Origin of the sequence: Malonomonas rubra DSM 5091 (assembly GCF_900142125.1) — a bacterium.
GTDB lineage: Bacteria > Desulfobacterota > Desulfuromonadia > Desulfuromonadales > Geopsychrobacteraceae > Malonomonas > Malonomonas rubra.
Genome location: NZ_FQZT01000027.1, coordinates 1 through 12,681, shown reverse-complemented (window position 1 = coordinate 12,681; position 12,681 = coordinate 1). Strand labels below are relative to the sequence as shown.

Sequence of the window (12,681 nt, the reverse complement as noted above, 5' to 3'; positions counted from 1 at the left end):
TGTTGAAATGATGGAGGGGGATTCTACATCCGCATGATTGTCCGGCTTCTCGCACTTTTATTCTGTCTTTATTTTTCAGCCCCGGTGTTGCTTGCAAATGCAACCAGTACCGGGAACGAATTATTTCGGCTTGGCTTTTCGACATCACTATTTACTGATGTCGATGAAAACGACGCCAAGGCGGCGATGAAAGTGTGGGGGCAAGTGGTCGGTAAAGCCCGAAATATTCCCATCGATGCAGATGCAAGTATCTACCATTCAGCTGATGACGTCCTGGCTGCTTTGCAGTCCCGTCAGATCGATGCAGTCGGGATCACGACCGTCGAATATTTCCAGATTTACAAAAAAACTGAGCTTGCCCGTTTTTTTGTGACCCGTAATTCAGGGTCATTGACGGAAAAATTTATCCTTTTGGCTCATCGGGACGGCGCAGTCAAAAGCCTAGCGGACCTTAACGGCCGCAACCTGCATGTCTACGAAAACGCCCGGACTTCTTTAGCGACTGTCTGGCTGAATAATACGTTGTACCAGAAAGGGCAGGGACGTTTGGAAAAGCTTGCGGGCTCGCTGCAGAAGCATAAAAAGCTCGCAAATACAGTTCTGCCTGTATTTTTCCGTCAGGTCGACGCCTGCCTGGTCACTCGCAGCGGTTTTGATGTGATGACCGAATTGAATCCGCAACTGGGACAAGCTTTGATGGTTGTGGCTGAATCAGAAGATGTCGTGCCCGCAATTTTCGTATTCAGGAAAGACTACCAACCAACCTTTTTAGAGGAGTTGGTTGCCGGTCTGAACGAACTGGATCAGTCGAGCGCCGGTCAGCAGATTTTAAATCTTTTCAACAGTGATGGTATTGAAGAACGACCACGTGAGGAGTTGGATTTAGCTTTGGACATGCTGGAAAAACACGAAAACTTGCCATTATGAGATATCTCCTGGCGAACATACTCATTTCATTGGTTCTTTCCTTCCTGCCATTCTCCTGCCTGGCGGAATCGGGGATGATTCGTCTCGGCTTCACAATAAACGTTTTCAGTAAGTCTGATCGAAACGATGCCTCCTCAGCGCTTAAGGCCTGGGCCTCAGCTGTGACCAGAGAGCGTAGCATACACGATCAGGTCACCATCAATGTCTTTGATTCTGTCGAGGAGGTTCAGCAAAGGTTCGCGGCAAAAGAGCTTGACGGCGCGACCGTAAATGCAGATGAAATGCTGAAAATCCATCCTCTTCCAGAGTTTGTTTATTTGCCGATCGTCAACAATAAACCGGAAGTGCAATATATCATTCTGGTGAATAAAAACGGGGCCACGAGTCTTGATAAAGTTCGTTCCGGCAAGGTTGCCTTTTTTGAAGGACAGCGGATGAGCCTCGGACGCATGTGGTTTGATGGGTTACTGATCGAAGAAGGTATTCACAATTTGGAGATCGTTCCCGAAGAAAAGGTTTCGAACGCCATCTTCAAAGTTTTTTTCCGTCAGGCCGATGCCGCAATCGTGACAGCCGAGGCCTTCAACTTGGCTGTTGAGCTGAATCCCCAGCTCGGAAAAGATCTGCTGATTCTGAAACAGTCTGAGCCTCTTATTCCAGGCATCTTTGTTTTCAGGTCGACCTGGACGGGGCGTTCGGCAGACGTCATGGATGAGGCGCTCAGCCAGTTACATACAACGCCCGGCGGGCAACAGGTTTTGACTGTGTTCCAAAGCTCGCGGATGGAAAAACTTTCTGTAGAGACCCTGTTCCCAACTCTTGAGTTCGTTAAACGGCATCATCAGCTTTTGCAATAAGCAGGTTTTCAATTGATAAAAATGTGCAGCATAAAGGAACAGGCCAGCGCTACTTTGGGCAAGCATCGGACTCGTGTTACGGGCCGCATGCTGACGATCGTGGTGTTGTTTCTTTGCTCGTCCCTGCTGTTACCATCCCTCGCATTGGGAAATGAAGTGGACGACGGTCACGTCTATAAAGACGAAATCTTAAAGGTCGGATTTATTGAAACTGCCTTTGAGGGTGTCTCCGTTAAGGATAAAGAAGCGGCATTCAAGGTGTTGGCAAACACGATTGGGCAAACCTATGGATACAACATCGATGTTGAATTTACCTACTTTGCCGATGCCGCTGAATTCGATGAACTGTCAAAGAAAGTCCAACCGGACGTGGTTATTTTCGAAAGCTGGACCTGGCTCGATTTGACTGATACCGAGTGGCTCGCCCCGGTTTTTGTTTCATCCGATCGAGGGAATGTCGCCAATCGTTATTTGCTGGTCACAAATGAGAAAAGCAACGTTGAAAGTCTGCATGATGTGCAGGGTGGCTCGATCAATATCTATTTTGGGACAAATTCCGAGCTTGGCCTCAACTGGTTGAAGCACCTTGCTTGCAGTCAGACAGGCAAGCAGATAGAGCAGATCTTTGCGAACATTGGCCAAAGTGGTGACCCGATGGAGACAATCCTGCCGGTGTTTTTCGGCAAAACCGATGTCGCGGTGATTCCTGAACCTAAATTCGAGCTGATGTCGGAGTTGAATCCGCAACTGAACCGGTTAAAAAAAGTGGCTGTTTCGGAACCTCTGGTCAGTGGTGTGACCTGTCTGAAAAAAGAAGGATGGCCATCGGAGACCTTTCATCAGCATGTCTTCGAAGCGTTGAGAGATCTTCACTTGAGTCCGGCAGGCAAGCAGATTCTCACTCTTTTTAAAATGGATCAGGAGGAACTTTTCAAGCCTGAATATCTTGACTCGGTACGGCGGTTGAAAAATTCCTTTAGCTGCGGAAGCTGATTGTGGGAAAGAAGACAGGGAAGTGCAAAGCTTGAACGACATAAGAAAAACAACATTTTCATTGCTTAAATGCGGGCTGTTTATGCTGCTGTTTGCAAGCACTGTTTGGGGTGCTCTCGAAAATAACGAGGGAGAACTCATCAAGAAGCATTTAGTGGTCGGACTGATCGACACGGCTTTTGATGATATTTCGCAAAACGACGCCGAGGCAGCGTTCAAAATTTATGTCAGAACCGTTGGTGCTACCTATGGCTATGATGTTGACATCGACGTTTTCTATTTCGCAGACGAGGAAGAATTTACGTCCCTGCAAGAGAAACAAAAGCCGGATGTTGTTTTTTTTGAAATCTGGAACTGGATCGGGCTGGCAGATGATTCATATCTTGAGCCCCTGCTGGTCACTTTTGATGAAGGGAAGGTGGGGGAGCGTTACCTGCTTGTCTCCAAAAAGTTCGAAGACAACAGTGATATTTCGCTGCTCAAGGGAAGTTCTGTAAACGTGTTCAGCGGTCCGAATTCCCGGCTGGCTGGCCGCTGGTTGGACAGCTTGATTTATTCAAAGTTTAACCGTGGGATGGATCAGTTCTTCAGTGTGGTCAGTGAAAACAATGACCCTATACAGGTTATCCTGCCGGTCTTTTTCGGCAAAAAGGATCTGGCGGTGATTCCAGAGAATAAATTCGACCTGATGGCAGAATTGAATCCGCAGATGAATAAGCTTTCGAGGCTTGCGTCGTCAGAGCTATTCGTTCCAGGGGTCATTTGTATGAAGAAAGAGGGCTGGGAATCGGAACACTTCCACCAGGTTCTCATCAAGGGGATGCAGGAGATGCATCTGCAACCTGCCGGGAGGCAGATGATGACATTATTCAAGATGAGCCAGTTGGTGCCTTTCAAACCTGAGTATCTTGACACCGTACGTGAGCTGAAGAGTGCTTTGAATCGGGTGAATAAATCATGACGATGCAGCCAAGCGGAAACGGCAAACTTCACATCGGGATCGCCACTAAAATTGCTTTTGTGGCCTGGCTTATTGCCCTGGTTACCCTGTTTATTTTTGTTGCCATGACAATACCGCAACAGAAAAAAAACTATCTGGAAAGCTTGAATTCCAAGTCGAACAGTGTTGCCGTTTCTCTCTATGACGTTGCTGCCGGCGCGGCGATCAATGACGATCTGGCCAGCGTTGTCAGTGCCTGTCAAACGCTACTTAACGGCGACCCGGAAATCAGCTTCCTGATCGTGACTAAAAATGATGGTTTCTCTCTGGTAAACCAGCAGTCCGGTTGGCGGGTCGAACCGGAAATCGGTGACTTCTGGGTTCCGCAAAATCGCGTCGCTAAAGGAAATATAGTCACTGTTCCTCTGCTTGATCAAGAGGCCTATCACTATTCAAAGCCGTTTGACTATTCAGGTATCCAGTGGGGTTGGATTCATGTTGGCTTGTCTCTGGATCGCTACCATGAACATGTTCAATTGCTCTACAGAAATACGCTGATCCTGACCTTGGCTTGCATTTTTATCAGTCTGCTGTGTGCGATTCTTTTCTCCCGGCAGTTGGTTCGTCCCATTCTGAACCTGCGTCATATCGTTGAGCAGGTTGCAGGTGGGGATCTCTCGGTACGTGCGGAAGAAAATCGAAAGGATGAGCTTGGCAGCCTTTCGTCATCGGTCAACACCATGATCACGAACCTGATACGAAGGAATCAGGTTCTGGAAACGGTTCGCTTCAGCGCACAGCATTTCATGCAGGTTCATTTCTGGGAGGATGCCATTGATCCGGTGCTGGAAAAATTTGGCAAGGCAACAGAAGCGGATCGCGTCAGCCTTTTTCTGAATGGTGCTGATTCAGTCGGGGAAGCAACTTTGAACCTGAGGTGCGAGTGGCATGGCAAAAAAGGAACTTCATGTTTGAACATGCCCGACCTACAAATGAAATCATACCCGGATGCCGGACTTACTAGTTGGCTTGAGAGTTTCGAGAAAAAACAGTGCCTCTGGGGCCAGGTTGATGAATTAAGTGAAGAAGAGAAAACTTTGCTGGAAAGCTGCGGTGTTCAATCTTTCATTGCTGCTCCCATCCATGTCGCAGAGAACTGGTTCGGTTTTCTCCGGGTTGATTCAGCCGAGAAACGCCAATGGACAGGCGCTGAGTTAGACAGCCTTCTGGCGATTGCAGAAATCCTTGGAACAACGATTCTTCGGCAGCAGGACCGTTCAGCACTGGTTGATGCAAAGCAACATCTAGAAGAACGGGTTGAACAGCGTACTTTCGAATTGAAGAGGCAGGTGGAAGCTAAAGAACAGGCTTTGGATGAGCTCGCAGAGGCCCAAAGCTCTCTGGTCGAAATGTCGCGTGCTGCAGGCATGGCCGAAGTCGCAACCGGAGTTCTGCATAATGTTGGCAACGTGCTCAACAGTGTCAACGTGTCCTGTAACCTGATTGTTGAACAGCTGAATAAATCGCGGGTCGAAAACGTCGAGAAGGTTGCTGAGCTGATAAAAGAGAACGAACAGAACCTTGCCCAGTACTTGACGGCCGATGAGCGTGGCCGCCAGATACCTGAGTATCTGATTTCTCTGGCACCCGTTCTGAAAAAAGAACATTCACTGATTGCGAATGAGACGGCCAGCTTGCGTGAACGTATCGATCATATAAAAGAAATCGTCAGTATGCAGCAGAACTACGGTCAAGTGTATGGCGTTTACGAGTCCATTACTCCGAGCATTCTGATGGAGGACGCTCTGCGTCTCAACGAAGATTCTTTACTGAAGCATGAAATCACAGTGAACCGTGAATATGAAAAAGTCGAGTTGATTGTTACTGACAAACACCGGGTTTTACAGGTTCTGCTAAATCTCGTTCAAAATGCGACATACGCTTGTAGCTATAGCAAAAATGCCACTAAGATAGTCACGGTTCGTTTGTCGGCCCATGGAAACGATTTTGTTGCTTTCCAGGTGCAGGATAACGGTGTTGGTATTCAGCCTGAAAACCTGACGAAGATTTTCCATCATGGCTTCACAACGAGAAAAGACGGCCATGGCTTCGGGCTCCACAGTGGAGCGATAACTGCTAAAGAGCTAGGTGGTTCCTTGACTGTTCAGAGTGATGGAATTGATAAAGGGGCTACTTTTACTTTGATTCTTCCTACCAAGCGGGAGGATGTACATGTTGTTTGATAAATCTAAATCGAACCCTCGAGTTCTCGTTGTTGACGATAACTTTTCAATTCATGCCGACTTTAAAAAGATATTGGTTGGTAACGATCCAGCTGGTGATGATTTACATGAACTTGAATCTTCTCTCTTTGGTGAAGCTACAGCCAAAAAACATTTGCTGAAGTATGACGTCGATTTTGCCTCTCAAGGCCAAGAAGCACTCGAAATGGTCATTGAGGCGGAAAAGCAGGAGAAACCTTACTCTGTTGCTTTTATCGATGGCCGTATGCCACCGGGCTGGGATGGAATTGAAACGATCAAAAACATCTGGAAAGTCAGTCCAGCTTTACAGGTCGTTTTGTGTACTGCCTATGCCGACTATTCGTGGGATGAAATCCAAAAATCATTGGGTGAAACGGACAGCCTCGTCATCCTGAAAAAACCGTTCGACAACGTTGAAGTTATGCAACTGGCCCACGCTTTGAGCTGCAAATGGGCAATGTCTCGAGAAATCGAGGGGAGGCTGCATCAGCTTGCTTACTACGACAGTTTAACCGGGCTGCCGAATCGTGATCATTTCCTGACGCACTTGAACAGAAGCCTCGATAATGGGAATAGGGGGGCGCTATTTTTCATTGACCTCGATAATTTCAAGCGTATCAATGACACTTTAGGACATAGCGCAGGGGATGATCTTCTGGAGATCGTTGCGCGGCGTCTTTCCCAGTGTGTCAGAAGCTCCATCTCAGATCGGCCTGGAAGTCTCGATTCCGCCAATATCACAGCGCGGCTGGGAGGCGATGAATTTGCTGTCTTAGTGGACCGGTTTGATACCATCGACAGCATATCAGCAATCGCCAAACGCATTATTAACACGATTTCAAAACCTATAGAGCTTGACCAGCATCAGGTTCTGGTCACACCGAGCATCGGGATTTCAATCTTTCCTGATGATGGGAGTCATATCAGCGATATCCTGAAAAATGCCGACTTGGCGATGTATTTTTCCAAACGAAATGGTTCAAACAGCTTCAATTACTACCAGCAATCGATGAATGCTGATGCCTTGAAACGTTTAACCGTGGAGCAAAATTTAAGGATAGCGCTGGATTCGAATGAATTGTCACTGGCCTATCAGCCCCAGATCGATCTTGGCACGGGCAAACTAAGTGGTTTTGAAGCGCTGTTGCGCTGGAATAGCCAAGAGCTTGGACAAGTACCTCCGATGGAATTCATACCGGTCGCTGAAGAATGCGGTTTGATGATCCCGATCGGTGATTGGGTCATCAAGACAGCTTGTCAGCAGGCGAAAGAATGGATTGATGATGGCCTGTCAATACCGAGAATCGGAGTCAATGTTTCTATCTGCCAGTTCACTCAGGCCAATTTCCTTGAAACAGTTCGTGAAATCCTTAACGAGACGTGCCTCCCTGCAGAATTCCTTCAGATTGAAATCACCGAAAGCTTGCTGCTGAGTAAAACTGTCAATATTGCCAAGACCTTAAAAGGCCTGAATGAACTGGGGGTGCAGATAGCAATTGACGATTTTGGAACCGGATACTCAAACTTGAGCCGGCTTAAAGAGATGCCGATAAACCAATTAAAAATTGACCGCTCATTTGTCTGCGGCATTGATGATAATCTGAAAAATCGCAGCATCCTGACAGCTATTATAGCGATGGCTTCAGGTATTGATTTAGGTGTCATAGCCGAAGGCGTAGAAACTGATGGTCAGTTAGGTTTTTTAAAAAATGAGGAATGTGACGAGGTTCAGGGTTTTCTTATCAGCTACCCGATGAATAAAGAAATGGCTTCAGAGTATCTGAAGACCAAAGTTTTTTTGCCGACCTAGGCTGACAGTGCATCAGTTGCAGCTGTTGCGACTACTCACGTCATCCGCTTTTTTAGTAGAGCGCTGCCGCATATTGAACATCCAGTGTTTTGCCCGCGTAAAAAATACCTCTGAAAATCTCAGGGAGATGTAGGTACTTTTACTTCCTTGTGCGGGTCGGACGACGAAGTAAATCTTATGACCGGTGGACAGGGCTAACTATCTGAAATTAGTTAGCCTGATTTTTAGCTGTCATAAGGTTTGATTCCTTTGAATGGGAAACAATTCTTATGACAGGACATACATAGGAAATAAATGCTATGACGAAGCATACAGTTCAAAATGACAGTTGCCATCTTCATGTGAGTCGCTCTACATCTAATGACGCAGATTTTTCTTAAGATCGCCCCAAAGTTATAATTGCTATTGGAATGTAAAAATCCGTAAAGGATCAAAAGCACAGGCTCCTTTCAATTTAATTTGATTCTATCAGTTATCTCTTAGCCGATTGTCTCCTCGACGTGGTAGTATGAAATTCTTAAGCTCGCCCAGTGAGAATTCATTTCCACTGCAACCAACCTTAGTTGGGACTACTCGTTGAATATCGGCTAATACTGGTCGGCACGATCCCGTCGCCTCCTCTGAGATTTCTGCTCAAAGGAGTAGCTATGTTAATCGTTCCACCCGCCGTGTCTGCGAATGCGCTCGAAATCCCTGTTAAGTCTGTTGTCAAAAACAAAACCGTGATGCCCATGTCATCCAAATCACGGGCAGGTAAGCCGGGTACCGCTAGTGCGATCGTCTATTGTGAAGCTAATTTTGGCGATATCGATGGAAAAACCGCTAACGGTCTTATCAGGCGTTCGGAGAAATACAAAATTCTTTCCGTTATCGATAGCAAACAAGCCGGCCTGGACAGTGGCATGGTGCTTGATAATAAACCAAACTCGATTCCTATCTGCCGTGACCTGACTGACTCATTGGCACAAGCTGGTTCCGTTCCCGATTTCTTTATTTTCGGGATGGCTCCATCGAGTGGCATGTTGTCAAAGCATGAACGAGCTCTCGTCCTTGAAGCGATGAGTCATGGCATGAGCATCGTCAACGGGCTGCACGAATTTCTGAACGATGATCCGGTTTTTGCCGCCGCATGCCTTGCAAATAAGGTTGAGATTCTCGATATCCGCAAGCCTCGCGACAAAAAAGATCTGCAATTGTTCAGCGGGCAGATCGCTGAAGTTACTTGTCCGGTTATCGCTGTCCTTGGCACCGATTGCGCCATCGGCAAGCGGACAACAGCGACCGTGCTGACCCGGGCGCTCAATGCTGCCGGCATTAAGACGGTCATGATCGGCACCGGGCAAACCGGGCTCATCCAAGGGGCCCGATACGGTGTCGCCATTGATGCGGTACCATCACAATTTTGCGCTGGCGAGTTGGAAGCGATTATCGTCAAAGCGTTCGAGATTGAAAATCCTGCTGTTATTGTCGTTGAGGGGCAAGGGGCTTTGAGTCACCCGGCTTTTTCATCCACATCCTTCATTCTCCGCGGCAGTTGTCCTGACGGGGTCATTTTGCAGCATGCGCCAAAGCGCAAGCAGCGCTGCGATTTTGAAGGGATGGAGATGCCGACACCGGCCAGTGAAATCAACCTGATCGAAACCTTCGCCAAGACAAAAATCATCGGGCTGACCATTAATCATGAAGAAATGGACGATGGTGAGGTCAGCGAAGTAATCGATCAGTACGAGCAGAAGCTCGGTATCCCGTCCACCGATGCGCTTACGCGGCCGCCGGAGCGACTGGTGGAAATGGTTCTTGCCGCCTTTCCGCAACTTAAGGAAAAACTGGCCGTCACCGGATGATAGACGCACCGCGGCTGAATATTGATCTTGGCAAACTTCACCACAACGCCTCTTTTCTGGTTGAGCGCCTTGCCACTCGTGGCATCTCGGTGACAGGTATCACCAAGGCGGCCCTCGGCTCTGCCAAGATTGCCTCCGCGATGTTGCGGGCAGGCATAAGTTCCTTGGGTGATTCGCGGGTTGAAAATATTGAAGCGATGCGACAGGCGCAGCTTGCGGCGACGATGGTGCTGATTCGGTCGCCGATGCTCAGCCAGGTTGATCGGGTCGTCAGGCATGTCGATATCAGCTTCAACACAGAGATCGAGGTCATCAGAAGGCTTTCCCGTGCAGCGAAACAGGCTGCTCGCGTTCACGGAGTCGTTCTTATGATCGAACTGGGCGACCTTCGTGAAGGCATCATGCCCGATGATCTGCTCGGCACCGTGCGTGAAATGCTCAGCTTGCCGAATATTTGTTTTAAAGGTCTCGGGACCAATCTCGCCTGTCGAAGCGGGGTTTGTCCTGATGAAAAAAACATGGCCTTGCTATCCGAGCTGGTCGCCGCAATCGAGTCAACATTCGGCCTGAAGGTCGAGATTGTCTCGGGAGGAAATTCCGCCAACCTCCAGTGGGCACTCAGTGGCGCAAAAACGGGACGGATCAATGACCTGCGTCTGGGAGAAGCGATCCTGCTTGGCCGTGAAACCCTCTATCGTCAGCCGATCGACGGCTTGCACACCGATGCAATAACCCTGACCGCTGAAGTGATTGAAGCGAAAACCAAACCATCTAAACCGACCGGTCAGATCGCCCAAGCCGCCTTTGGAGAAGCGCCCGCCGCAATCGATCGGGGAGAGGTCAGACAGAATATCCTCGCTATCGGGCAGCAGGATACCGATCCGTGCGGCCTGCTGCCACCGGCAGGGACCCAGGTGATGGGGGCCAGCAGCGATCATCTGATCCTGGAGACCGATGACGAGAAGCTGCCGGTCGGCAAAGAAGTGACCTTTCAACTGAACTACAGTGCGCTGGTTCGCTCCATGACCTCTCCCTTTGTGGCAAAGGTTAATAAATCCTGCCCTCAAACGATGAATAATGAGAAGGGTAATCCATGAAGATCAACCGTATGACGATCTGCTATCTTTGTAATAAACAAACCGAAAAGTCGAAATATGGGTCTGCGCATACGCACCTTCAGAAGACGGGTGAGCAAAGAGATTTTGTGGGGGCAGGTGATGGGGAGGGGTATTTCGAGCAGGATTACCGGTGCACGACCTGCAAAGCAATCTTTACCCTCAGCACTCAAAAAATCAATTTAGCGTGGCATCTCCGGCCCTCAGATGGGGTCGAGGACTCATTGTGACTTAAGGCACATGACGCAGACTATTAAAAACATGAAATGATCCATCTTCCTTGATCTAATGCCGGAGATTCGGTGAGTCGTTTGTGCGATCTTCTTAGGGAATTGATGGTGAGTGATATTGGGCCGGGCCCTAGCAGGTTGTTTCTTCGCTGCTATACTTCTTCTAATATTCCACCTGAAAAGGAGTTGCCTGTGCCATCGCTCGATTTTGAACTGGAGCGTCGTAATTTCCTCCACTACTACGACAATAATAGACAACTGTTTGAGGAAGCCAAGAACGCCTCTATCAGCATCATCTCCTCGTTGCTTAGGCAGTCAAAAAGCGGCGAGGTGACAAAAATCGAAGGACGGATCAAAAGCAAAGATGAATGTATCAAAAAATTTCATCGCAAGTACCAGAACAAACTTGAAGCAGCAGAACAGTCCTACCGCATTCAGGACTATATTTCCGACCTGATCGGCATCCGCATCATCTGCCTGTATGAAGATCAGATCGCCAAAGTGTCAGAAATTCTGCAGCAGCATTTCCGGATTATCGATGTTACCGACAAAATTTCTGCGGTGGAAAGTACCGAGGATTCCTTCGGCTACAAAGGGCTGCATATAGATCTGGCCTTAAGCGATCAGTTGGCTGCAGAGGAAAAATATAGCCCCTTTGCCGAGTTGCCGATTGAAGTGCAGATCCGTTCGCTGATTCAGGATGCCTGGAGCGTGCTGGACCACAAGATCAAATACAAGAAGTCGATTCCAAACGATCTGCGCAGGCGGATCAATGTTCTTTCCGCCCTGTTTGAACTGGCTGATCGAGAATTCAAGGAAATTCGCGACGCGACTGATGAACTACTTGAGAAGGCGACGGTCGCTCCGGTTGATGAAGAGGAGGATACAACCGTCGAGGCCGTCTCAGGCAGCGACAAGGTGATCAACGCGTTTAATTTTTTGCGGGTGGCCGGGCACTTTTTCCGTGATTTTGAATTTGAGGATTACAAGGTCGATGGTTTTGTGCAGGACATTCTCAAATTGAATAATACTTTCGAGAAAAGTGACCTGCATCAGAGCCTGGTAGAAAACCTGAAAACGGTTCGCGAGTACCAAGCCGAGTTTCTTGCCGCCGATCCTGAGCGCAACTTCAGCCCTTACACAGCAATCCGGCACTGCCTTTACCTCCACAATCCCATCTCTTTTCAGCGGATTATGTCACGCAGTGCCCGTGAGAGTTTTGAGTTTTGGCTGAACGCCGAAGAAGACTTTGCTTAAATCAGGACAGCGGCACCACGCACCAGAAGGCTGTGAACCCTGCATTAGACCAATAACAAATTTATACCGAGAAGAATTATGAGCCTCTATGGGGCCCGTATGCCATCAATCCCTATCTGTTTTTTTGTTAAAATTAAATCTGGTTATCCACTTCGCTCCAGTTGAGACATTAGCTGTCACGTAGTGGGTACAAACTGGTCTCATCTTAAAGAGGAGGCCAGCCATGATAGAAGATTTTCCAAACAATGAAGTTGAATTTGACCGCAGGTTCCATTCTGAAGAAGCCTGTCTCGACTATCTCCTTCAACTTCGCTGGCCGGATGGATTTAAATGCACCCGCTGCGGCCACGATAAATACTGGATGAGTTCCAGAGGACTTTATCTCTGCAGGCATTGCGAACATCATCACTCAGTGACTGCGGGAACGATCTTTCATGGAACCAG

The 12,681-nt window shown here is 48.2% G+C and carries 10 protein-coding genes; all 10 read left to right on the top strand.

Annotation, left to right across the window (positions count from 1 at the left end; all coding sequences use genetic code 11):
- Positions 1–33 precede the first annotated feature (33 nt).
- A complete protein-coding gene (locus BUB13_RS17720; protein WP_072910096.1) occupies positions 34–927 on the top strand; it encodes a phosphate/phosphite/phosphonate ABC transporter substrate-binding protein in 894 nt (297 codons plus the stop codon).
- Positions 924–1,784: a PhnD/SsuA/transferrin family substrate-binding protein gene (locus tag BUB13_RS17715; RefSeq protein WP_072910095.1), complete on the top strand. Its 861-nt coding sequence runs from the start codon at positions 924–926 to the stop codon at positions 1,782–1,784. Before BUB13_RS17720 ends, BUB13_RS17715 begins: the two co-directional genes overlap by 4 nt.
- Before the next feature lie 21 nt (positions 1,785–1,805).
- Entirely contained in the window at positions 1,806–2,777 is a 972-nt protein-coding gene (locus BUB13_RS17710; RefSeq protein WP_072910094.1) for a phosphate/phosphite/phosphonate ABC transporter substrate-binding protein, read from the top strand.
- An 82-nt stretch (positions 2,778–2,859) separates the two neighbouring features.
- Positions 2,860–3,738, top strand: a complete 879-nt coding sequence (locus tag BUB13_RS17705) for a PhnD/SsuA/transferrin family substrate-binding protein (protein WP_072910093.1) — start codon at positions 2,860–2,862, stop codon at positions 3,736–3,738.
- Complete coding sequence (locus BUB13_RS17700; RefSeq protein ID WP_244151914.1) at positions 3,735–5,960, top strand: ATP-binding protein; 2,226 nt, start codon at positions 3,735–3,737, stop codon at positions 5,958–5,960. Before BUB13_RS17705 ends, BUB13_RS17700 begins: the two co-directional genes overlap by 4 nt.
- The gene (locus BUB13_RS17695) at positions 5,950–7,791 is read left to right on the top strand and encodes a two-component system response regulator (protein ID WP_072910092.1); all 1,842 of its coding nucleotides are present in this window, start codon (positions 5,950–5,952) and stop codon (positions 7,789–7,791) included. The genes BUB13_RS17700 and BUB13_RS17695 overlap by 11 nt, the downstream gene beginning before the upstream one ends.
- Positions 7,792–8,516: 725 nt before the next feature.
- The gene (locus BUB13_RS17690; protein WP_425269195.1) at positions 8,517–9,635 is read left to right on the top strand and encodes an N-acetyltransferase DgcN family protein; all 1,119 of its coding nucleotides are present in this window, start codon (positions 8,517–8,519) and stop codon (positions 9,633–9,635) included.
- Positions 9,635–10,732, top strand: coding sequence for an alanine/ornithine racemase family PLP-dependent enzyme (locus BUB13_RS17685; RefSeq protein ID WP_072910110.1), 1,098 nt, complete (start codon positions 9,635–9,637; stop codon positions 10,730–10,732). The genes BUB13_RS17690 and BUB13_RS17685 overlap by 1 nt, the downstream gene beginning before the upstream one ends.
- Before the next feature lie 440 nt (positions 10,733–11,172).
- Positions 11,173–12,237, top strand: coding sequence for a GTP pyrophosphokinase (locus tag BUB13_RS17675; RefSeq protein WP_072910089.1), 1,065 nt, complete (start codon positions 11,173–11,175; stop codon positions 12,235–12,237).
- Positions 12,238–12,460: 223 nt separating this feature from the next.
- Positions 12,461–12,681 (top strand): transposase (locus tag BUB13_RS17670; RefSeq protein WP_139249429.1); only part of this gene is annotated, 221 nt, incomplete at its 3' end.